The sequence below is a fragment of the Methanomassiliicoccales archaeon LGM-RCC1 genome, from assembly GCA_030168575.1.
Lineage (GTDB): Archaea > Thermoplasmatota > Thermoplasmata > Methanomassiliicoccales > Methanomethylophilaceae > Methanoprimaticola.
Genome location: CP115555.1, coordinates 1,034,545 through 1,053,894 on the forward strand (window position 1 = coordinate 1,034,545; position 19,350 = coordinate 1,053,894).

Here is a 19,350-nt window from a genome sequence, read left to right on the forward strand (position 1 = left end):
TCTCACTCTGACGTGTCCCTCAGGCTCATTCCCTTCGTCTCTCTGCCGAATATGGCGATGACTATCGCCACCATGGCGAACGCCGCTGACAATACAGCGAATACAAGGACGAAACCGTATTCGGTACCGAAGCTGGAGTAGAGGATGGGAACGATGAACGGCGCGATGAATGCTCCGATGCGTCCGAACGCTGATGCCCAACCGGTACCGGAGCCGCGGACATCCGTGGGGTAGACCTCCGGGGTGTAGGAATAAACGCAGCCCCATGCTCCAAGGGCGAAGAAGTACAGCAGGCATCCTGCCAAGAGGATCGTCATCTCGGAGTCCGCATGTCCGAAGAACCATGCGGCCGCTGCCGTACCGAAGAAATACACTATGAGGGTAGGCTTGCGTCCCCAGCGTTCCACAAGATAAGCCGCACTGAAGTATCCGGGGAGCTGAGCTATGCACATGATCACTGTGAATCCGAAGCTCTTGACGATGTCGAATCCCTGATCGGTCAGTAGGCTGGGGGTCCAAAGGACGAATCCGTAGTATCCGAAGTTTATTCCGAACCAGATGACCCAAAGCACTGCGGTGGAACGGAGGTTCTCCCTCTTCCAAAGCATCTTGAACTCTTCGTACCAGGGCCTCTTCTCTATACCCTTCGAGGGAGTATCGTCCTTGACCGATTCTACTCCGGCAGACCTCTCCAGTTCCTCCACTATCCTCTCGGCCTCTTCTCTCTTACCGTTGACCTCCAGATACCTGGGGGACTCCGGGACCTTGAAACGGAGCAGTGCCGCGAACAGTGCCGGCAGCGCACCCACGAAGAACGCCATGCGCCATCCGAAAGCCGGAATCACCAGGAAGGCCACCATCGAGGCAGCGATCCATCCCCATGCCCAGAAGCTTTCCAGTATGATGACGTTGCGTCCTCTGGACTTGATGGGGGAGATCTCGCTGACAAGAGTCGAGGCTGCAGGTAGTTCTCCTCCCAGTCCGAATCCGGTAATGAAACGGAACAACAACAGGGTCCAATAATCCGTGGCCAATCCGCACAGGAAGCTGCCGATGCTGTAGATCAGCAGGGTATAAAGGATGACAGTCCTCCTTCCGATGCGGTCCGAAATCGCTCCCGAAAGTGCCGCACCCAGGATCATTCCGAATATGCCAGAGCTGGTCAGCCAGCTGAGCTGGTACTTGTCGAGACCCCAGTCAAGGTTTATGGCGGCGATGACACCGCTGACCATTCCCTGATCCATGGCATCGAACATCCATCCGAGACCGACCAGGAAAAGGATTGTCCAGGTCATCCTGGTCATCGGTAAGGATTCGATACGTTCCGAGATGCTCGACATACGCAATCGGATGGCAATCAGGCTTGCCGATATAAAAAATCGAACGTTCTTAAAATCCGGTCAAAGTGAGACAAAAACAGTCAAAAATAGCCTATTTATAGGCATCCTATTCAAAATAAAGGCGCGACCTTTATATTACAGAACCTCCTTTTTTCTTCTGGATGGGATAGCATGAGTGACAGCTCACGCAAGCTTAGCTCGGGCTTTAAGAACTTAGTAGGTTCAGTCAAAGACCGCGGGCTAAATACGGATGCGATAACGAAGAACGTTCGCAAAGGCGTTGGTCAGTTATCATCAAAAGCAAAGGATATAATCAAGAAACCGGACTTGTCCAGGTTCAGGTCCTCCGCCTCTGAAGAGACGGAGACCGTGGATCTCAGCGATTACGGTTACGAGAAGATGCAGGGAATCTACTTCCAGAGGCACTCGGTCAGGAACATTTTCAATGAGAGCGCGGTCGTTATCAACCCGCATCCTGTCGCCGAGGAGTTCGAGTACACCCCTGCGGAGCCCGAATCCGTTCCTGTGGAATCGGCACCCAAGTACACCGCTCAGGAATACCCCGAGTTCGAGTACGAGGACGATGACGAGGAAGAGGAGAACGTGGACTTCAACTCCCTCTTCGAGGGACAGGATGCCGAGGAGCCCTCCGAGCCTATGATCATGAAGATCGAGGAGGAAGTCGCCGAGGAATTAGAGGAGGTTCACCCCAGCTCAGATTATGCATCTCCCGCTGAGGACATAGATCCCAGGGCTCTTTTCGGTAACCTCATCATGAAGAAGGACGATGACGTCATGGTCCAGTCCGGAATCAACGATGACGGCATCATCAGGGGAACCGCCCCCGAGGAGAAGTTCGATTTATTCGATTTTGCCGTCGAATCACACGAGATTGTGGAGAGCAAGGTCGAGTCTAGGATCAGGGCCGAATCATCGTTCATCGAGGAGGAGACCATCGCCGAGGAAGACCAGCCCTTCGAGGCGGATGGAACCGACGTCGAGGACGAGTTCGACATCATGTTCGTCGAGAGGGACGAGCCCAAGATCGAGGACTTCTACAGATCCGTTCCCGAGATGCCTTCTGTTCAGGCACCCGAGGTCCCGGCAGCAATGGAGGTGCCGGCTGTTATCGAGGCACCCGTCTGGGAGATCTCCGAGGAAGCATCCGTTTCATTCACAGATTTCATTTCATCAATACCTGCAGAGGAACCCTTCGTGGCCGAGGCACCCGTCTGGGATGTCTCTGATGTTGCGGCAACCGCCTTCATCGACCACATCATGTCGATCCCCGAAGAGGAACCTGCACCGGTCGAGATGCCCGCATGGGACGTCACCGAGGAGGCATCCGTCTCCTTCGCAGACTACATCTCGATGATCCCGGAGGAGGAGCCCGTTCCCGTCGAGATCCCTGTTTGGGATATCACAGAGGAAGCCTCGGTCTCCTTCATCGACCACATCATGTCGATCCCTGAAGAGGAGCCCTTCGTTGCTGCTCCCGTCTGGGAGATTTCGGATGATGCTGCAGACGCATTCGTCGCATTCGGAGCCATCGAGCCCGAGTACCCCGCACAGCTTGTGCCTGAAATCGCATGGGACGTCACCGAGGATGCAGCAGTGTCCTTCGAGGACTTCCAGTCCATGGGACTGGTCCGCATGCCCGCATCAGTCGAGGTTCCCGTTTGGGATGTCACCGAGGACGGAGCAGACGCATTCGTCGCATTCGGAGTTATTGAGCCCGAGTACCCCGCACAGCTTGTGCCTGAAATCGCATGGGATGTCACCGAGGAGAGCGCAGCGGCATTCACCGCACTCGCCGCATCTGTTCCCGACTTCCCTGCAAGGGAGGCATTCGTCATGCCCGCATGGGATGCATCCGAGGCCGCTGTCGAGGCCTTCGGAGACTACATGCAGATCGAACAGGACATGCAGAAGCAGGCAGTCTTCCAGGCAATGCCCTCAACCGTCGCCTTCACGAAGATCGAGGTCGAGCCTCTCGAGGCACGCGAGGAGTCATTCAACGCCCTTGCACTCGGAGGCATCTCCGAGATGGCCGAGACCTCCACTGATGTGGAGGAGAAGACCGATGTCAGGGAGAACCCCGACTTCAGCAAGGACAGCGTCATCGTAGAGAAGCCTGTGATCCAGGCAACGACCTACAAGTTCGTGTTCAAGGACGGAATGGTCCAGAAGATCCCCATGGGAACAACCGAGGACGTCGAGGAGAAGATCGAGGCCGCATCCGATTCGGAGTGCCTCGCACCCCTCCCCGAGGACAAGCAGACCCCTATGGTCAGCTTCTCCTTCGGACGCTCCTCCAAGAGCTACGATTCAGTCGGATTCAACTTCTGATTCCGAAGAAACTTCTTTCCCATCCAAACCATTTCTTTTACGTTTTTATATTATTATCAGATTACAAGACCCATGGAACTCCTCTTACAGGTTCTCTTCAGTATGGCGGTCATCTTCGTGTTGGCCCGTATAGGTGCGACACTTTTCGCAAGATTTGGTTTTCCCGGCCTTATCGGCGAGATACTCATCGGTATACTGATTGCGAACGTTGCTGGAGGAAGCTTCATGACAGATATCCTCGCTATCGATCCTTATTCTGATGAGTACGGCGAGGATAACATCTACGATATCATCTACACCCTGTCTGAGCTGGGAGTCATGTTCCTGCTGTTCTCCGTCGGATTGGAGACGAAGGTCAAGGACCTCCTGGGATCCGGTAAGGCCGCATTCCTAACGGCATTGCTGGGAGTCATACTGCCGTTCATAGCCGGTTTCGCACTTGTCATGGCGATCGGAGGATACAGCATGAACGCAGCTATGTTCATGGGTGCGGCAATGGTCGCCACATCGGTGGGAATCACTGCCCGTATCATCAAGGACATGAGACTGATGGAGGTCAAGGAGTCCCGTATCATCATCGCAGCAGCCGTCATTGACGATGTTCTCGGAATGATCGTTCTGGCCATCGTTCAGGGAATGGCATCTTCAGAGGGCGGTATAGACATGGTCGACCTCTCCATTATCATCATCAAGGCTGTGGTGTTCGTGTTGGCTGCGATAGCAGTAGCCAAGTACGTCGTCCCGAAGATCTACGACTTCTTCGATGAGAGGAATGCGAAGGTCAGGGCAGCCGGAAAGGTCCCTATCACATACAACAAGCTTGTATTCGCCATCATCGTCTGTCTTTCAATGGCCGCTCTGGCAGAGTACATCGGACTCGCGGCCATCATCGGAGCGTTCCTTGCAGGAATGATGTTCGCAGATTACGCTTGGGAGTGGGAGCTGGAGCACAGGGTGGAGGCTATCACCTCGTTCCTGATTTCGTTCTTCTTCATCAATGTCGGACTGCAGGTGGATATCTACGCGATGTCCGATATGTCCATAGTGTTCCTTGTACTGATCGTCATCATCCTCGCTATGGTCACCAAGTACTTCGGATGCGGTCTCGGAGCAAGGCTCGGGGACAAGTCGATCGACAGAGCCTCCTTCAGCATCATCGGAGTCGGTATGATGCCCAGGGGAGAGGTCGGAATCATCATCGCATCGATAGGTCTCCACGCTGGTGTGATGACCGGAGACCTCTACACCGTCGTCGTCTTGATGTCTGTGCTGACCACTATCATAGCGCCTCCGATCCTTTCTTCACTGTTCAAGAAGAAGTACGAAGGGCAATACACCATCATCCCGGAAGACGAGATCTGACCCACATCCTATAAAACGGAAGATGGAGATTCGTACTCCGTACTTACCTTAACTACTGTGAGGTTTAAGGATGGATGAGACTGAAATTGCAGATATGCTGTGGGAATTCGACGATCTCTTATGGTTGATCCCGTTCGTGTTGATCTTCCTTCTCGGATTGTATTCAACCATCAGGTTCAAAGGGATCCAGTTCACACAGATCAAGGAGATGTTCAAGGTAACATTCTCCAAGGAAAAGAGTGAGAAAGGAGAAGTCACGCCGTTCCAAGTGTTCTGCGTGAGCATGGGTAACCGTGTGGGAGTCGGAAACATCGCCGGTCCCGTTACCGCAATCTTGTGCGGTGGACCCGGAGCCATATTCTGGATGTGGGTTTTCGCTACGTTGGGCGGAGCAACGAGTTTCGTTGAGTCGACCATCGGACAGCTGTTCAAGACCCGTGATAAAGATGGTAACTCCAAGGGAGGTCCCGCTTACAACATCGCCAACGGACTCGGATTGAAGAAGTTCGGAGCAGTCGTCGCCGGTCTTATGATCATGATGTATCTGGTCGGATACATCTCGTCGGAGACGGCAGCCATTTCCGAAGCGTTCTGTGGAGCATTCGAGTTCGAGAACAATGCGCTGATCCTCGCGATCGTGATGACCATCATCGCATTCATCGTGGCCATAGGAGGATTCAAGAGGATCGCCAAATCATCCGCATACATCGTTCCCTTCATGGCTCTGGGATGGCTCGTGATCTGTCTCGTTACGGTTCTGTTGAACTATCAGAATATCGGCAACGCGATCGTTATGATCTTCCAGTATGCATTCAGTCCGCCCGCATTCGTCGGCGGAATCGCTGGTGCATTGCTTTGGGGTATGAGGAGAGGAATCTGGTCCAACGAGGCCGGTATCGGTACCATTACCAACGTATCGTCCCTGGCGGATGTCGACCACCCTGCATCTCAGGGTCTCTCCCAGTCCCTGGGAGTACTCATCGACACGCTGATCTGTACCCTCACCGCACTGGTCATCCTGACCTACATGAACTTCGATCCCTTGGTGGAGATCGCAGAGGACTCCATGCCTTATCTGCAGGGAGCATTCACAAGTGTTCTCGGAGACATAGCGCCTACGCTGATCTTCATCTTCATCTTCCTGTTCTCTATCACCTGTCTCATGGGAGACTATGTGATCGGTGAGAACAATCTGAAGTTCATAACCGAGAGCAAGAACTCGAAGTACATCATCATGATCCTGGTCATGGTGGTCGTGTTCTTCTCCACCCTGTATGCATCGGACCTCATCTTCGCCATACTGGACATCCTGTTGGCGCTGTGCGGTATAATCAACTGTTTCGTCATCTTCAAGCTCTTCAACCGTGCTGTTGAAGTCTACAATGATTACAAGAAGCAGAAGGCCGAAGGCGTTGAGAAGCCCAAATTCCACAAGGATGCTCTCAGTGACGACACCGGTGTGACCGATTGGGAATGAAACATTTCAGCCCGCGAAAGCGGGCATCAAACGATTTCATTAAAAGTGGCCTCTTGCTTCGTTTGAAGTGAAGTAAAACAAAGAGGCAAGAGGCCACTTTTAATGAGGGAAACCCCTTACAATCCTTTTCTCTCCAGAACTTTCTCTTTGATCAGCCTGGTAGATTCAACCGCGGATCTGCTGAAGACGTCTGACCCCATCTTCTCTGCAAGGAATTCGTTGATGGCCGCACCGCCAACATTGACGATAAGGCGATCCCTGATGCCTGCTTCCTCCAGAAGCTCTTCGAGATCATAGAGGCTAGGACAGTCGTATGTGGTCTGAACCGATAGGCATAGAACATCTATGGTCGGGTCCTCGGCGCAGGATTTGATCATCGTCTCTACGTTCACATGACGGTCGGCCACGACGGTCTCGAATCCGGAGATCCTGAGCAGGCATGACATCAGATCCCTTCCTTCGGTATGGTTCCCGAAGCTGCCCACATAGGCCTTCCCTATGATCTCCAGCCCCTCATCCATTGAATCCAGGATATCCTTGGCCGAGCGTATGAACTGAAGAAGTGGAACGCGTCCGGATTCGAATTCGGACATCAGCGCATCGAGCCTTGGATCGGACATGCGCATGTATCGGAATCAGAGGATATAACTGGAATGCACTCTGATGGATTTTCAAAATAGCCTTTCACCGACTGATGAAGGGCCTGACTACGGCAACCTAACGATCAGAGGGAGAAGAATGCGGATGCGATCTCCACGATGACGATGACAGCAATGGCGATACCGATGACCGCGTAGGGGCTGACCTTGAGACCCTTCTCGTTCTCGACGTCGAAGTATCTCATCAGACCTGCGGAGGACTGGAAACCGCTGTCGTTCTTTTTTGCCATAAAGTAGCGAATTAAGGACAACTATAAAAGGACTGCCATAGAATGATTGGAAAGCCTTTCAGTCGAGCGTGACCGAAATCCCTTTTTATTATACATATATACGCGCTTCGATTAGAATGCACTGGGCAGATGTAATCGCAAAGGAAGTGGCAGAGACCTGCGAGCACCCGTTGATCGCTACAGGAATCAGCCCCACGGGAATCATCCACGTAGGAAGTCTAAGAGAGGCAATCACCGGAGAATCCATCCGCAGTGCCGTGGCGTCCCAAGGAAAGAACGTTAGGCTGATCTACCTCATAGACTCGTTCGACCCTCTGAGGAAGAGGTACGAGTTCCTCCCGGAAGAGTACGAGGACTATGTCGGAAAGCCTATCTGCATGATCCCCTGCCCCTGCGGTAAGCACAACAACTACGCCCATCACTTCATCCAGCCTTTCTTGGACGCAGTCGATTCCCTGGAGGTCCACTGCGAGATCGTCTGGACCCACGAGCTCTACGCTAATGGGGAGTTCGCCAAGTGGATCGACATGACGATCAACAAGAGGCAGGAGGTCATCCAGATCCTCCACGAGGTCACCGGAAAGGATGCCGACCCCAACTTCTCGCCCTACGATCCGCTCTGCCCAGACTGCGGTCGCTTCTGCAAGGCGAACTTCGACACTTACGAGTTCCCCTACCTCGAGTACTCCTGTAAATGCGGATCCAGCGGAAAGGTTGATGTCCGCAAGATGGAGGGAAAGCTCAAGTGGAGGCTCGAGTGGCCTGCCAAGTGGATGATCTTCGGAACATCCGCAGAGCCCTTCGGAAAGGACCACGCGGCAGCGGGAGGTTCCTACGATTCCGGAAAGAGGCTCGTCTCAGAGATCTTCGGAGGAAAGGCACCCTATCCTATCCCATACGAGTTCGTCCAGCTGAAGTCCGGAGGACAGATCGTCCAGATGCACAAGTCCCTGGGAAGCGCGGTCACCGGTCTCGATGCGATCAACATGACCCCTCCAGAGGTCCTCAACTACCTGTTCCTCAGGACACAGCCCAACAGGGCCATCGACTACGATTATGGAATGGGGCTCCTGGACATGACCGATGAGTACGACAGGATGGAGAAGGCATACTTCTCCAAGGAGTTCACCGAGGCAGAGGAGAACAACGTCGCGGCATATGTCATCGCTCAGCACAACCATGTTCCTGAGAAGCTGCCCATGCAGATCTCATACAGGCATCTGGTCAACGTCGTCCAGATGGCGAAGGACTTCGACGGCGTGATGGAGATCCTGGGAAGGACCGAGGATATGTCTAAGATCACCGACTTCGACCGCAAGAGGCTCCAGGTCCGTGTGGACTGCATCCGGTTCTGGCTGGACAAGTTCGCTCCCGATAACGTCAAGTTCTCCATACAGGACAAGGTCCCCGAGGGAATAGAGCTCTCCGCCGATGAGAAGGCTTACTTTAAGGCACTGGCGGGTAGGCTTGCGGATGATGCATGGACTGCCGAATCGATCAACGCCGCAGTCACTGAGGTCGCACAGGGCTCCATCGGAAACAAAGGCGCCTTCAAGGCGATGTACAAGATCCTCATAGGTAAGAACATGGGTCCGAGGCTCGGACCGTTCCTGGCCAGCATGGACAAGCAGTTCGTCATCGGAAGGCTCAACGAAGCATCTCTGTGAAAGGCAAGGGGGAGCATTCCCCCATTTATTTATCGGACAAGAGGGATTTGAGAACATGGAGTACAGAGAGCTTCTGCCCATTCTGACCATCGTAGGCATGATCGCCACGGTCCTGTCGTTCCTGGTGTATGTGTTCGTCCCTAGCGGAGTCTTCATCGGGACGTTCATCATCGGAATGGTCCTGATGGTAGGAGGATATACCCTCTCCGCACTTAGCTCCAGGAAGATCGAGAAGGAATTGGCATCGAGGGAAGAGGCCGCTATGGACAGGGGATGCATAATCTCTCTTGACGGCCCATACCAGCCTGTCGGCGACGATGCCACGATAGAGGTCCTGGAGTAATCGGCATGTCCGCTCTCAACGCACGCATCCTGTACCTTTTCTTCGATTCCGCCAACATGCACAGGTGGAACGACCATCTCAGGCCGGTCGATCTGACGGAGATGGACAAGCAGGCACACAAGGCCGCCATATCCTGGATGATCGGCAAGTTCGAGGAGAAGGCTGGCAAATCCGTGGACTGGAAGAGGCTCATAGAGCACCAGATCTTCTCGTTCATACAGCGCGCCGTTCTCACAGACCTGAAGCCCCAGGTCTTCCACAAGATCTCTCAGGACAGGAGAGAGGATGTCAACGAGTTCGTCATCTCAGAATATGACAGGTTGATCCCCGATTCCGATCCGGATTTCAGGCAGAGATTCATCACATACCTCGAGAAGGACTACAAGTCTCACGAGGATGACATCATCCGTGCAGCTCACTATCTGGCCACACGCTGGGAGTTCAATCTGATCTATGATTCCAATAGATCGCTTTACGGCATCGATATCACCCGCAACGAGATCGACGAGCAGATCGACCAGCATATGGATCTGGCCGGGGTGCGCGAGATCGCCACCTCAAGGAGCGATTCCTTCAATTTCATCGACCTGATCGGACAGCTGAGATTCCAGCAGCGCTGGGCGAGGACGCCCCGCATCCCCAAGACGACGGTTCTGGGGCACTCCCTGATGGTCGCCAATTCGATGTTCCTCAACGATCTGGATGCCGGTGCCTCAGATAGGCAGATCTACAACGATTACTACACCGGTCTATTCCACGATCTTCCCGAGGTGCTCACCAAGGATGTCATCACGCCGATCAAGGTGAACGTCTCCGGATTGGCATCCCTGCTGGAGGATTACGAGAGGGATCTGGTGGAGAGCAAGATCCTCCCCTTGTTGGCGCCGGAGTGGCATGAGGAGTTCATGTTCATGGTCATGGACCCGTTCGACGATGCTACCAATCCTAAGTTCGGGAGGAGGAACGGTTACGACCTCAAGACCTGCGACAACCTCGCCGCTTACATGGAGGCGCACATCTCCATCTGCTACGGAGTGAGCTCAACCACCCTCAGACAGGGCGAGAAGGACATCCGCGCCAAGCTTCTGGACAGGAAGGGAAGCATAGATACCGCAAGGATCGTTGCCGATCTGGACACCATGAATATTTGATATACCAAACCGATACCGCCCTCATGAGGAAGGATTTCGGAGCCAAACCATGCATCTATCCCGAGCCTGTTCTGATCATCGGTACATACAACAGTGACGGAACGCCCAATGCGATGAATGCGGCATGGGGAGGAATCCATGAGGACACGGAGATCAGCATCTGTCTTTCTCCGGAGCATAAGACGGTAGAGAACATCCTGAAGCGCAAGGCGTTCACTGTCGGTTTCGCAACGCAGGAGACTGTCGTTGGATCCGATTACGTCGGTATCGTATCTGGGAACAATGTCCCGAATAAGTTCGAGAAGGCAGGATTCCACGCCGAGAAGAGCAAAAAGGTGGATGCTCCGATAATCATGGAGCTCCCTATCTGTCTGGAGTGCAAACTTAAGAGCTACACCAAGAGCAACTGCGAGTGTATCGGTGAGATCGTCAATCTGAACATCGATGATGCGATCCTCACGGATGGCAAGGTGGACCTCAGCAAATACCACCCGATAATCTACGATGCGATCAACCACGATTATCTCGCGTTCGGCGAAGTCGTCGGGAAGGCATTCTCCGACGGTAAGAAACTAAAATGATGACGGAGGGGGAGACCCCCTCCTCTAAATGTTTTTCAGTGTTTGTCGATGACTTCCTGGCCCCTCATATAGGGTCTCAGGACTTCGGGGATGGTGATGGTACCATCCTTGTTCTGATAGTTCTCCATGACTGCGACTACAGTCCTGGGGAGTGCGAGACCGGAACCGTTGAGGGTGTGAACGAACTCGCTCTTCAGGTGGGGTTCGGGCCTGTACTTGATCCTTGCCCTCCTTGCCTGGAAGTCAGTGAAGTTGGAACAGGATGATGCCTCGAGCCACGCATCCTTTCCGGGAGCGTACAGCTCCAGATCGTAGCACTTGGAGCATGAGAAGCTCATATCGCCAGTGCACAGGAGCAGTACCCTGTAGGGCAACTGGAGACCGTTGATGAGGTCCTCTGCGTTCTTCCTGAGCTCCTCGAGCCTCTCGTATGACTTGCTGGGCTCGACGAAGTTGACCATCTCTGTCTTCCTGAACTCGTGGACACGGATGATTCCCTTGGTGTCCGCGTGCTTTCCGACCTCGCGCCTGTAAGATGTCAGGTTAGCTGTGTAGTAGATGGGAAGCTGTGATTTGTCCAGGATCTCGTCCTGCAGGAGGTTCGTGATGGGGACCTCTGCTGTGGGGTTGAGGTACATGTCGTCTTTCGCAAGGTAGTACATGTCATCCTTCAAGTTGGGGTACTGACCGGTTCCGATGACCGCCGCCTTGTTGATGACTGCGGGCACAACGAGCTCGGTGTAGCCCTGGTCCTTGTGCATGTCCAGGAAGTAGTTGACGAGGGCGCGCTCGAGCCTTGCTCCGTCTCCCTTCATCACATAGAATCCGCTTCCTGCGACCTTGGTTCCTCTGTCGAAATCGATGATGTCCAGTTCCTCGGCGAGCTCCCAGTGCTCCTTGGGCTTGAAGTCGAACTTCCTCTTCTCTCCGGCCTCGTATACGACGACGTTCTCTGTGTCGTCCTTTCCGATGGGCACGGACTCGTGGGGGATGTTGGGGATGTTCAGGACGCAGTCCTGCCTGATCTCCTCGAGCTCGGCCATCCTGTCGTCGTTGGCCTTGATCTTGTCTCCGACTTCGCGCATCTCCGCGATCTTGGAATCCTTCTCCTGGCCCTTGGGCATCTTGGAGATCTCGAGTGAAACATCGTTCCTCGTCTTTCTGAGGCGGTTGTTCTCATCCGTGAGGGCCCTCCATTCGGAATCTGCCTCAAGGAATCTGTCCAATATGGTCTCGTCTCTGTTTCTGTTCCTGATCATAGTCCTGATCATGTCAGGATTCGATCTGATGACATTGACATCTAGCATTTCATTACCTCAGAATTTCTTTTGGGAGAGGGAGGTCCAGGTCCTCTTGTCCGTTACGACGATTACTCCGCCGCGGACATCCACTATGACCGCCCCGGTGGCCTCTTCGATGGCTTCCGCTGCCTCTTTGGCGCCGTCCTCCGAATTCGAAAGCACCTTCACCTTGATCAGACGGTTCTTCTTCAGCTGTGTGGTGATCTCATCGAAGAGTCCCTGGTCGAGACCGTCCTTGCCCACATGGACAGTGGCGTTGATCTCATTGGCACGCCTCATGAGCTCCTTCCTTGCGTCTTTCTCCGTCATTTTCTCTGCTCCCTTATGTACGGTATGCGCCGTACTTCTCCGCACACATCGCATCTGATGCACACTTTATGATTGGACAGGCGTACCGTGCAGTTGACACCGGGCATCAATGGCTGGTGGCAGCTCTTGCAGAACTTCCTATCCTTGGGCATCTTGACGCGCGTCTTGCCGCTGATCCCGGTGGCGATATCGATGTATCTTCTGGCCCTGTCCTCCCTTCCGTCCCTGACGGCCTGTTCGGACATGGTAAGCAGCTTGTCGATACGCTCCGCCCCAATCTCGCGGATTGTAGCGTTGGGTACATGGCGTGACATGTGCGCACCTATAGGGTCTCGGACTGAACATGACCTATAAATAAAATACCTAAACAGGAGGACATTCAAGCCGGGAGCAGAGACATTAGGAATTCGCGAACTTCCATCTCCTCTCCATCGAACTGCCTATCCGTCTCGACGTAGTTCTCGAAGAGGAAGATCCCATACTCGTGGAAGGATACCACACAGTCATCCCATGACGGTTTGGTCACAGATATGCCCACATCATCGTTCCTCATGCTCCAGTTGCCGGTATCGGAGTCGTAGGAGATGGTGGCGATCAGCGGGTTCAGCAGGTTCATGTCCCTGTCCTTGGTGATGAGCCTGTGGAATTTCAGGGTAGGGATGGTGTAGCATCCCTGGACCTTGTCCAGGCCGATGATGTGGCCTTCCTTGTTCCTTCTCACTTTTCCGACCAGTATGACCGGTCCGGCCGCTGCGAACGTCGGGATGTCGCTATGAGCTATGTTCTTGTCGAATGAGACCGGGATCAGGTATTCATCATTGGAGAGATTCCAATGATTCCTCCTGACGCTGTCCCTTTCCACCTTGCCGACAGCTGCGGAGATCCAATCCTTGTCGACTGTGTACTCGACGAATTTCGAGGTATCGACACCCTCGAAGCTCTTCTGGTCGTCTGCGCGGCCATACTCCAGGACATATCCTTTGAGGTGCTCTGAGAGATCGATCAGATCCTGAGCGATCTTTCCACGGGCCTCATCCTCCTGGAATGTATCCTTCATCCAGTTACCGACGGCTCCTGTCCCCAGGAAGTCCAGGGTGTTGCAGAGGACCGTCATGGCACCTTCCAGCGCTTCGTCGTTGCCTTCTGTAGGTCCTGAACTCAGGCCCCCTGTGGATTCTCCGCCGATGGTGAGGTCGAATTTCCTGACAAGCTTGTCAGGTATCTCGTTCTGGAGCCTCATGGACAGCCTCAGCATCATACAGCCGATGTCCGTCAGGAGAGTCTGGACATCCACCATGATCTGGCCTGCAACGGCTATGGGGACTCCCGACCTGTCATCGGGGTCCGACGAAACTACCCTGAATCCGAACGAGTGCATCAAAAACTATATCATCCACAGGCATAATAAACTATTCCTGCCCCGTCAGATATCATCGAGAATTGTAAATCTGGCTCTCTTAGGTTTTCCGATGCTCGCAAAGCCGGGAAGTCGAAGGATGAAACCGCACCGACAGATCAGGCGCGTCAGCTGCCTAGATGCCTGATTTTCCCTATATACGCGCAAATTTGGCATAACATTTATATGAATGTTACAGGGCGAGCTGGCAATAGATTTTCGAGCTTCTTCGGAGGTTGGAAATGTCAGCCAAAATAACATACGAAGAGCTTCGCAGAACAATATGGATGCAAAGGCAGTATTTGATTGAGAGCTTCATCAACGACGGGAAGACAAGCATCCCTTACAGGTTCTCAAATTTCGAAAAGGATATGAATATGTCGGAGTTGGTCGTGGATCCTTCGACGCAGAAGAGGAAGTGGAAAGCTCTCGTCGATAGGGGATTCATCAGCAAGGTGAGGTTTGGTGACACGGTCACAGACGGCATCGACGTCAGTGTATTCAAGGATCTCATGAATACGGCTGTTCGTAAGCAGTACGTTGCTCTTCTACATACCGTTACCCCATCACTCGAGAGAGATAGAGAGATAGAGAGAGATACACACACTATCGCGCGCGGAAGCGCGTGCGTGAACATGGAGGAAGTCCAATGAGCGATGTTATCCTCATCAACTTCCGCAAGGAGAAACTCACCATGAGGCAGGTTCTTGCGCAGGTCAAGATCCTGCAAGAGAGATGGCCCTTCCTCGAGATCTTCATGGACGGCGACGCATACGCGATTGTCGGCAGGGCAAGGAAGGTGATGTCATGAGTATGCCTTCACCGAAGGAAGTCATCTACCCAGAAGGGGACGACTGCTCCAAGTGCATCCACTGTAGCCGTATCGAGCTCGGTAAGGTCATTTGCAACGAGTACGGAACCATCGATCCCGAGCTGACATGCAGATGGCCCAAGTGGCCCGTTACTATCGACGAATGCCCGTCATACGTTAAGAGGCCCGAGTTCAGGGAGGTGGAGGAATGACCGGAGTTCTCCAGAGGATCAACATGGCCGCGGCCATACTCCAGCAGAATCCTTGGATAAAGGACATGACGAACTCGCAGTTCAAGTCCGTGGACATCGACCAGATCAGGCGCGAGGTCGGAGCTGCGGAGACCGAGGCGGGACTTGTTGTCCAGTATCAGGAGACGGACTTCTCCGTTACCGATGCCAACGGCAAGCTCTGTTGCAAGATCAGTGCTGTGCTGACATACTACAGCATCGACGATGAGGAGATGGAGCACGGGCTGGAATTCCCGAGGACTGCAGTCGGATTCGACACCCTCGACAAGGGATGGAACAAGGCCGAATCCATGCTCTACAAGAACCACTACAAGGGCCTGTACCATATCGGAGAGAGGGCAGATGATCCCGATGGTATGAGTGCTGAGGAGTACGACCTGCTGGATGTGTTCAGATTCATCACATCATACGACTCGCAGGGCCATCCGGAAAGGAAATTCCACGATCAGATCATGAAGATCGTCGAGACGGCCAAGCCTATCGTCGACAAGATGAAGGCGGAGCAGGAAGAGGAACGCAGGAAAAAGCTTCGTGCGACCAAGGCAGCACAGGCTGGCGGATTCTTCGATACCAAGAAGGAAGCGAAGACCGTGCAGAAGAAGATAGAGACCAACACCGAGGCCGCAGTGACCAAGGCTGATGAATCGGAGCTCGCCAAGAAGACGGTTGAGGCGGATGCCAAGATGGTCGAGATCCTCGGATTCTATCAGAACAACAAGGATTGTACGATCATCAAGGATTACATCAACCAGTATGGACCGATGATCGATTGGCAACCCACCATCACCATCAGATGCTACAAGGATCTCCAAGAGGTGGGATTGATATGACCTCATGGATGGAATGCGGATGCGGAGGGGATGTTACCCTCTATGAGTATCCGGGAGAGGAGAGGTTCGGCAGGAAGTGGTTCCTCCTTAAGGGGAACTGCAAGCAGTGCGGCAGATACTACGAGACCGTCCCCACGGCCGACCTCAAGGAATTCAGGAGGCTCATGGAGGAGGACGAGATAAGGCAGTTCCGTGAGCAGAAGGAGAGGGAGGTAAAAGAATACAACGAGTATCTGGAATCCCTCACACCAAAGGAGCTACTGAACGAACTCGGTCCTGAGCATTATCCCTGGATCTACCTCGTGTTCGAGAACGTCATGCTCCCCGAGGGGCAGACAAGGACACTGCAGGATCTGGGCCACACATCATATTGTCTAACCTTGGCGGATGCCTACAGGTCAGCCACGTTATATCTCAGGCCCAACCAGCATTGCAGGATTGAGCAGAATCATGAGATCATAGACGAATGGACCTACGGGGATAGGGATTTCGAGAGATTCATCGTGTCGGTCCATTATGATTACATCGTCCGTGACACCGGAGAGGTCCGTGAGTCCACATCGTGCGGCATCAGGGAGCTAACGGTCGAGGAAGCAAAGGAGAAGGCTGATGAGGAGGCCATGAGGTGTCTTGGCGGTTCATCCACTTTCTTCGATTATTGGATAAAGGACAAGGATGGCAACGTCGTCTATCAGAGGTCGATGAAGAGGGAGGCGGTAGCATGAGCAAGTGCATACTGTGCGGAGCCGAGATCCCCGAGGACGCGGTCCATATCGCCTACGCATTCGTGGCCCATTCATCATTCAAGACGGGCACAGAGGCATATGAGCTCTGCCAGAATCACACGGACAGGCTCATAGCCTTCCTTCACTCGGAGGGATTGAGATGACAGTCGACGTACTCTCCTTAGAGGCATACGCAAGCCTCGGCTCCACGAAGGAGGCACAGGCGCAGATCATACTCGACACCATAAGAAAGGCCAGACACCCATCGTCTGCCGACATCGAAAGGCTCACCAAGATAAAGAGGACCTCCGTCACTGCGAGACTGAAGAAGCTTGAGGACGATGGCTTGATCTACAAGGCAGGAACGAAGAAGGATCCGTTCACTCACAAGACCGTCAACTGGTACGGGGTGATCGCATGAGGTTCACCATTCCACAGCCGATGCTCAAGGGACTGGTCTCGGTCCTGTCATCGGTAACATCTATTGCTATGGTGAATTGCACCGAGAAGGGGTTGGAGACCGTTTGCGTGGACGCAGCCCATGTAGCGATGGTCGGATTCACGATTCCTGCCGATGCTCTCACAGGATACGAGGCCGCGGACGAGTTCGGGATGGACCTCGAGAAGATCCAAAGTTTCCTCAAAACATCATCCCCGGGAGACGACATAGAAGTCTCCATCGACGACAGGCTGACCATGAACTCAGGGAATATCACCCGCAGGATGGCTCTCATCGACATATCGGACATCAGGACCCCGAATACCATCAAGACGGATGCGGATAGGCTGCTGACTGCGATCAGAGGGATTCAGGATCTCGGCGACACTATCACTATCAAGGTGAAGGACGGAACATTCTCGATGGCATCCGAGGATGAGCTCAGCTCCGCAGAGTACGATCTCACTTCCAAGGATGTCGGTGTGGAGATCAATGGGATCGGTCGGGGTGCAGTCGCAATGAGCGTATTCCCGAAGGAATACGTCATCTCGGCGATCAAGTCCATCCCCGTGTCGTACAAGGTTACGATCAATCTCGATAATGACTACCCGGTAAGAATAGACTTCACGGACGGTACGGTGTCAGGATTCTATTTCATCGCACCGAGGATCGATTCGGAGGGGTCCGAATGAGCGTGTCATACGACAGGAGACTCCGCTACGGGACCGTGAGCAAGGTCTTGGAGCCCTGCTGCAGGGAAATGGACATGTGTCTGCTCAACGGCGTGATCTACATGTCTGCGCAGAAGGGCAAGGTCCACGGTCTCATGATGAAGATTCAGGACAAACCCAAGAAGGGCTACATGTTCTTCATGTGCCCCTTCTGCGGGGCCAGACTGCAGGAGGTTGACGAATGAAGGGAAGATGCTGGCTGTGTCAAGAGCTCATCACCGACCAGATGTCATGGCTTCTGTTGGACAACAATACGACCCTCGTGCATTCATCATGTTACGACAGGATGAGGCTCAAGCACTCCACTACGAAGGTGATGGAATGACGATTCTGGGTGAACTCTTCCATACGAGGACTCCGGAGATCCTCATCTGCATAGATGAGAACGGACCCAACAATGCTGTGAGGATAGCCGAACTCATCGGAATGGACAATTCTGCTGCTCTCAAGTCACTCAAGATCCTTCGCGACAAGGGGTATACGGAGAGAGTGGGTTTGGATTGGAAACTGATCCATAACGGAGAGGTCGCGGCCGCAGGCCTCTACGACCTCGAGGAATGGATGGAGATGATGTGCAGATGAGGATCACGGAGAAGATTCTCGACGAGGCACTGGATTACCTCAAGGAGTGCGGACCGATGACCACTGAATCGATGACCGTCTATCTCAATCAGAAGCATAACGGACACTTCACAAGCACTAACATAGGTCAGATGATGAGGATGCTGTCCGCCAAGGGGCTGGTCCAGAAGGTAGGTTTAACCCACACCAGCAACAGGAAGACGATATGGGGGTTGTCGCAGTGAGACCGGAGGACGCAAAGCAGATCCTGTCGTTGTTCCCGGAGGATGGGAAGACCTCCGCGGTATCCCTCGGACAGGCCCTCTACCCAGACAAGTCCGAGTATCAGCAGCGTACTCAGGCATTTGCTAAATTGCTAATGCTGGAGAAGATGGGCTACGTCGAGAAGCTCGGCATCGAAGGAGGAATGCGGATGTGGGGGATGAAAGGATGAGCGAACTCAAGCCATGCCCCGAATGTGGGTCGGACGATCTTAATATCATGACGGAATACACATCGGGAAACCGTGTTATTCATTGCACGGGCTGTCACAAATACTATGACCATTTGAAACTGACGAGAGAAGATACACTTTCCGACATATTCGAGAGGTGGAACGAATATGCTCAAAACTACAAGCCAAAACCTAAGACTGAATCAGTATTGAAACCTTGTCCTTTCTGTGGGTCGGAGGAACTTGTGTTCGCCGACGAGGAGGACGGTTCATGTTGCATCAGATGCACCGATTGCGGAGCACAGGTCGGGCATTATAGGGATTACATGTCCGACAATGAGGATATTGCAGGGTTATGGAACAGGAGAGCGAGCGAATGACCG

General features: G+C 53.4%; 28 protein-coding genes. 21 read left to right on the forward strand and 7 right to left on the reverse strand.

What is annotated here, in order from left to right; translation table 11 throughout:
- Window positions 1-2: 2 nt before the first annotated feature.
- Window positions 3-1,340 carry an MFS transporter gene (locus tag PED39_05160; GenBank protein WII06976.1) on the reverse strand — a complete coding sequence of 446 codons (1,338 nt, stop codon included), beginning with the start codon at window positions 1,338-1,340 and terminating at the stop codon, window positions 3-5.
- A 171-nt stretch (window positions 1,341-1,511) separates the two neighbouring features.
- On the opposite strand from PED39_05160, the gene PED39_05165 reads away from it, so the two are divergent.
- The 3 genes from PED39_05165 (at window position 1,512) to PED39_05175 (ending at window position 6,528) form a co-directional block, all read left to right on the forward strand.
- Window positions 1,512-3,689, forward strand: coding sequence for a hypothetical protein (locus PED39_05165; GenBank protein WII06977.1), 2,178 nt, complete (start codon window positions 1,512-1,514; stop codon window positions 3,687-3,689).
- A 72-nt stretch (window positions 3,690-3,761) separates the two neighbouring features.
- Window positions 3,762-5,051, forward strand: coding sequence for a cation:proton antiporter (locus tag PED39_05170; GenBank protein WII06978.1), 1,290 nt, complete (start codon window positions 3,762-3,764; stop codon window positions 5,049-5,051).
- A gap of 70 nt (window positions 5,052-5,121) precedes the next feature.
- Complete coding sequence (locus tag PED39_05175) at window positions 5,122-6,528, forward strand: alanine/glycine:cation symporter family protein (protein WII06979.1); 1,407 nt, start codon at window positions 5,122-5,124, stop codon at window positions 6,526-6,528.
- A 116-nt stretch (window positions 6,529-6,644) separates the two neighbouring features.
- Here the strand turns inward: PED39_05175 and PED39_05180 are convergent, their stop codons facing one another.
- Both PED39_05180 and PED39_05185 read right to left on the reverse strand, forming a co-directional pair.
- The gene (locus tag PED39_05180; protein ID WII06980.1) at window positions 6,645-7,148 is read right to left on the reverse strand and encodes a hypothetical protein; all 504 of its coding nucleotides are present in this window, start codon (window positions 7,146-7,148) and stop codon (window positions 6,645-6,647) included.
- Between the two features lie 104 nt (window positions 7,149-7,252).
- Window positions 7,253-7,417, reverse strand: a complete 165-nt coding sequence (locus PED39_05185) for a preprotein translocase subunit Sec61beta (GenBank protein ID WII06981.1) — start codon at window positions 7,415-7,417, stop codon at window positions 7,253-7,255.
- Window positions 7,418-7,533: 116 nt separating this feature from the next.
- Between PED39_05185 and lysS the strand changes: the two genes are divergently transcribed.
- The 4 genes from lysS to PED39_05205 are packed head-to-tail and all read left to right on the forward strand — an operon-like array spanning window position 7,534 to window position 11,159.
- Window positions 7,534-9,084 (forward strand): lysine--tRNA ligase, encoded by a 1,551-nt coding sequence (lysS, locus tag PED39_05190; GenBank protein ID WII06982.1) that lies wholly within the window; start codon window positions 7,534-7,536, stop codon window positions 9,082-9,084.
- Window positions 9,085-9,139: 55 nt separating this feature from the next.
- Window positions 9,140-9,427 carry a hypothetical protein gene (locus PED39_05195; GenBank protein ID WII06983.1) on the forward strand — a complete coding sequence of 96 codons (288 nt, stop codon included), beginning with the start codon at window positions 9,140-9,142 and terminating at the stop codon, window positions 9,425-9,427.
- 5 nt (window positions 9,428-9,432) lie between these two features.
- Window positions 9,433-10,578 (forward strand): HD domain-containing protein, encoded by a 1,146-nt coding sequence (locus tag PED39_05200; protein WII06984.1) that lies wholly within the window; start codon window positions 9,433-9,435, stop codon window positions 10,576-10,578.
- Window positions 10,579-10,601: 23 nt separating this feature from the next.
- The gene (locus PED39_05205) at window positions 10,602-11,159 is read left to right on the forward strand and encodes a flavin reductase (GenBank protein ID WII06985.1); all 558 of its coding nucleotides are present in this window, start codon (window positions 10,602-10,604) and stop codon (window positions 11,157-11,159) included.
- Window positions 11,160-11,194: 35 nt separating this feature from the next.
- Here the strand turns inward: PED39_05205 and serS are convergent, their stop codons facing one another.
- From serS to PED39_05225, 4 genes are all read right to left on the reverse strand, one after another.
- Window positions 11,195-12,466, reverse strand: a complete 1,272-nt coding sequence (gene serS / locus PED39_05210) for a serine--tRNA ligase (protein ID WII06986.1) — start codon at window positions 12,464-12,466, stop codon at window positions 11,195-11,197.
- Window positions 12,467-12,475: 9 nt separating this feature from the next.
- Complete coding sequence (locus tag PED39_05215; protein ID WII06987.1) at window positions 12,476-12,769, reverse strand: YhbY family RNA-binding protein; 294 nt, start codon at window positions 12,767-12,769, stop codon at window positions 12,476-12,478.
- Window positions 12,766-13,083 (reverse strand): ribonuclease P protein component 4, encoded by a 318-nt coding sequence (locus tag PED39_05220; GenBank protein ID WII06988.1) that lies wholly within the window; start codon window positions 13,081-13,083, stop codon window positions 12,766-12,768. Before PED39_05220 ends, PED39_05215 begins: the two co-directional genes overlap by 4 nt.
- A 65-nt stretch (window positions 13,084-13,148) precedes the next feature.
- Window positions 13,149-14,147 carry a hypothetical protein gene (locus PED39_05225; protein WII06989.1) on the reverse strand — a complete coding sequence of 333 codons (999 nt, stop codon included), beginning with the start codon at window positions 14,145-14,147 and terminating at the stop codon, window positions 13,149-13,151.
- A 260-nt stretch (window positions 14,148-14,407) separates the two neighbouring features.
- Here PED39_05225 and PED39_05230 point away from each other — a divergent pair, with 260 nt between their 5' ends.
- Genes PED39_05230 through PED39_05295 form a run of 14 tightly spaced genes read left to right on the forward strand, consistent with a single transcriptional unit; the run spans window position 14,408 to window position 19,347 of the window.
- On the forward strand, window positions 14,408-14,818 hold the full coding sequence (locus tag PED39_05230; protein ID WII06990.1) for a hypothetical protein: 411 nt from the start codon (window positions 14,408-14,410) through the stop codon (window positions 14,816-14,818).
- Window positions 14,815-14,976, forward strand: coding sequence for a hypothetical protein (locus tag PED39_05235; protein ID WII06991.1), 162 nt, complete (start codon window positions 14,815-14,817; stop codon window positions 14,974-14,976). Before PED39_05230 ends, PED39_05235 begins: the two co-directional genes overlap by 4 nt.
- On the forward strand, window positions 14,973-15,188 hold the full coding sequence (locus PED39_05240; protein WII06992.1) for a hypothetical protein: 216 nt from the start codon (window positions 14,973-14,975) through the stop codon (window positions 15,186-15,188). Before PED39_05235 ends, PED39_05240 begins: the two co-directional genes overlap by 4 nt.
- The gene (locus tag PED39_05245) at window positions 15,185-16,057 is read left to right on the forward strand and encodes a hypothetical protein (GenBank protein ID WII06993.1); all 873 of its coding nucleotides are present in this window, start codon (window positions 15,185-15,187) and stop codon (window positions 16,055-16,057) included. The genes PED39_05240 and PED39_05245 overlap by 4 nt, the downstream gene beginning before the upstream one ends.
- Complete coding sequence (locus tag PED39_05250) at window positions 16,054-16,782, forward strand: hypothetical protein (protein ID WII06994.1); 729 nt, start codon at window positions 16,054-16,056, stop codon at window positions 16,780-16,782. Before PED39_05245 ends, PED39_05250 begins: the two co-directional genes overlap by 4 nt.
- A complete protein-coding gene (locus PED39_05255; protein WII06995.1) occupies window positions 16,779-16,946 on the forward strand; it encodes a hypothetical protein in 168 nt (55 codons plus the stop codon). Before PED39_05250 ends, PED39_05255 begins: the two co-directional genes overlap by 4 nt.
- Complete coding sequence (locus PED39_05260; GenBank protein ID WII06996.1) at window positions 16,943-17,203, forward strand: helix-turn-helix domain-containing protein; 261 nt, start codon at window positions 16,943-16,945, stop codon at window positions 17,201-17,203. The genes PED39_05255 and PED39_05260 overlap by 4 nt, the downstream gene beginning before the upstream one ends.
- Window positions 17,200-17,913, forward strand: coding sequence for a hypothetical protein (locus PED39_05265; protein ID WII06997.1), 714 nt, complete (start codon window positions 17,200-17,202; stop codon window positions 17,911-17,913). Before PED39_05260 ends, PED39_05265 begins: the two co-directional genes overlap by 4 nt.
- On the forward strand, window positions 17,910-18,137 hold the full coding sequence (locus tag PED39_05270; protein ID WII06998.1) for a hypothetical protein: 228 nt from the start codon (window positions 17,910-17,912) through the stop codon (window positions 18,135-18,137). Before PED39_05265 ends, PED39_05270 begins: the two co-directional genes overlap by 4 nt.
- Entirely contained in the window at window positions 18,134-18,277 is a 144-nt protein-coding gene (locus tag PED39_05275) for a hypothetical protein (GenBank protein WII06999.1), read from the forward strand. The genes PED39_05270 and PED39_05275 overlap by 4 nt, the downstream gene beginning before the upstream one ends.
- Complete coding sequence (locus PED39_05280) at window positions 18,274-18,534, forward strand: winged helix-turn-helix domain-containing protein (GenBank protein WII07000.1); 261 nt, start codon at window positions 18,274-18,276, stop codon at window positions 18,532-18,534. Before PED39_05275 ends, PED39_05280 begins: the two co-directional genes overlap by 4 nt.
- Window positions 18,510-18,758, forward strand: a complete 249-nt coding sequence (locus PED39_05285) for a hypothetical protein (protein ID WII07001.1) — start codon at window positions 18,510-18,512, stop codon at window positions 18,756-18,758. The genes PED39_05280 and PED39_05285 overlap by 25 nt, the downstream gene beginning before the upstream one ends.
- Complete coding sequence (locus PED39_05290; protein ID WII07002.1) at window positions 18,755-18,967, forward strand: hypothetical protein; 213 nt, start codon at window positions 18,755-18,757, stop codon at window positions 18,965-18,967. Before PED39_05285 ends, PED39_05290 begins: the two co-directional genes overlap by 4 nt.
- Window positions 18,964-19,347 (forward strand): Lar family restriction alleviation protein, encoded by a 384-nt coding sequence (locus PED39_05295; GenBank protein ID WII07003.1) that lies wholly within the window; start codon window positions 18,964-18,966, stop codon window positions 19,345-19,347. The genes PED39_05290 and PED39_05295 overlap by 4 nt, the downstream gene beginning before the upstream one ends.
- Window positions 19,348-19,350: the final 3 nt, after the last annotated feature.

What these genes read in the sequence shown, in the direction of transcription:
- PED39_05280 (WII07000.1), top strand. Translation starts at nt 18,274, where the DNA reads ATGACGATTCTGGGTGAACTCTTCCATACGAGGACTCCGGAGATCCTC.
- PED39_05205 (WII06985.1), top strand. Translation starts at nt 10,602, where the DNA reads ATGAGGAAGGATTTCGGAGCCAAACCATGCATCTATCCCGAGCCTGTT.
- PED39_05185 (WII06981.1), bottom strand. Translation starts at nt 7,417, where the DNA reads ATGGCAAAAAAGAACGACAGCGGTTTCCAGTCCTCCGCAGGTCTGATG.
- PED39_05215 (WII06987.1), bottom strand. Translation starts at nt 12,769, where the DNA reads ATGACGGAGAAAGACGCAAGGAAGGAGCTCATGAGGCGTGCCAATGAG.
- PED39_05235 (WII06991.1), top strand. Translation starts at nt 14,815, where the DNA reads ATGAGCGATGTTATCCTCATCAACTTCCGCAAGGAGAAACTCACCATG.
- PED39_05165 (WII06977.1), top strand. Translation starts at nt 1,512, where the DNA reads ATGAGTGACAGCTCACGCAAGCTTAGCTCGGGCTTTAAGAACTTAGTA.
- PED39_05275 (WII06999.1), top strand. Translation starts at nt 18,134, where the DNA reads ATGAAGGGAAGATGCTGGCTGTGTCAAGAGCTCATCACCGACCAGATG.
- PED39_05295 (WII07003.1), top strand. Translation starts at nt 18,964, where the DNA reads ATGAGCGAACTCAAGCCATGCCCCGAATGTGGGTCGGACGATCTTAAT.
- PED39_05225 (WII06989.1), bottom strand. Translation starts at nt 14,147, where the DNA reads ATGCACTCGTTCGGATTCAGGGTAGTTTCGTCGGACCCCGATGACAGG.
- PED39_05175 (WII06979.1), top strand. Translation starts at nt 5,122, where the DNA reads ATGGATGAGACTGAAATTGCAGATATGCTGTGGGAATTCGACGATCTC.
- PED39_05220 (WII06988.1), bottom strand. Translation starts at nt 13,083, where the DNA reads ATGTCACGCCATGTACCCAACGCTACAATCCGCGAGATTGGGGCGGAG.
- PED39_05255 (WII06995.1), top strand. Translation starts at nt 16,779, where the DNA reads ATGAGCAAGTGCATACTGTGCGGAGCCGAGATCCCCGAGGACGCGGTC.
- PED39_05170 (WII06978.1), top strand. Translation starts at nt 3,762, where the DNA reads ATGGAACTCCTCTTACAGGTTCTCTTCAGTATGGCGGTCATCTTCGTG.
- PED39_05270 (WII06998.1), top strand. Translation starts at nt 17,910, where the DNA reads ATGAGCGTGTCATACGACAGGAGACTCCGCTACGGGACCGTGAGCAAG.
- serS (WII06986.1), bottom strand. Translation starts at nt 12,466, where the DNA reads ATGCTAGATGTCAATGTCATCAGATCGAATCCTGACATGATCAGGACT.
- PED39_05260 (WII06996.1), top strand. Translation starts at nt 16,943, where the DNA reads ATGACAGTCGACGTACTCTCCTTAGAGGCATACGCAAGCCTCGGCTCC.
- PED39_05180 (WII06980.1), bottom strand. Translation starts at nt 7,148, where the DNA reads ATGTCCGATCCAAGGCTCGATGCGCTGATGTCCGAATTCGAATCCGGA.
- PED39_05245 (WII06993.1), top strand. Translation starts at nt 15,185, where the DNA reads ATGACCGGAGTTCTCCAGAGGATCAACATGGCCGCGGCCATACTCCAG.
- PED39_05195 (WII06983.1), top strand. Translation starts at nt 9,140, where the DNA reads ATGGAGTACAGAGAGCTTCTGCCCATTCTGACCATCGTAGGCATGATC.
- PED39_05240 (WII06992.1), top strand. Translation starts at nt 14,973, where the DNA reads ATGAGTATGCCTTCACCGAAGGAAGTCATCTACCCAGAAGGGGACGAC.
- PED39_05200 (WII06984.1), top strand. Translation starts at nt 9,433, where the DNA reads ATGTCCGCTCTCAACGCACGCATCCTGTACCTTTTCTTCGATTCCGCC.
- PED39_05285 (WII07001.1), top strand. Translation starts at nt 18,510, where the DNA reads ATGGATGGAGATGATGTGCAGATGAGGATCACGGAGAAGATTCTCGAC.
- lysS (WII06982.1), top strand. Translation starts at nt 7,534, where the DNA reads ATGCACTGGGCAGATGTAATCGCAAAGGAAGTGGCAGAGACCTGCGAG.
- PED39_05160 (WII06976.1), bottom strand. Translation starts at nt 1,340, where the DNA reads ATGTCGAGCATCTCGGAACGTATCGAATCCTTACCGATGACCAGGATG.
- PED39_05250 (WII06994.1), top strand. Translation starts at nt 16,054, where the DNA reads ATGACCTCATGGATGGAATGCGGATGCGGAGGGGATGTTACCCTCTAT.
- PED39_05230 (WII06990.1), top strand. Translation starts at nt 14,408, where the DNA reads ATGTCAGCCAAAATAACATACGAAGAGCTTCGCAGAACAATATGGATG.
- PED39_05265 (WII06997.1), top strand. Translation starts at nt 17,200, where the DNA reads ATGAGGTTCACCATTCCACAGCCGATGCTCAAGGGACTGGTCTCGGTC.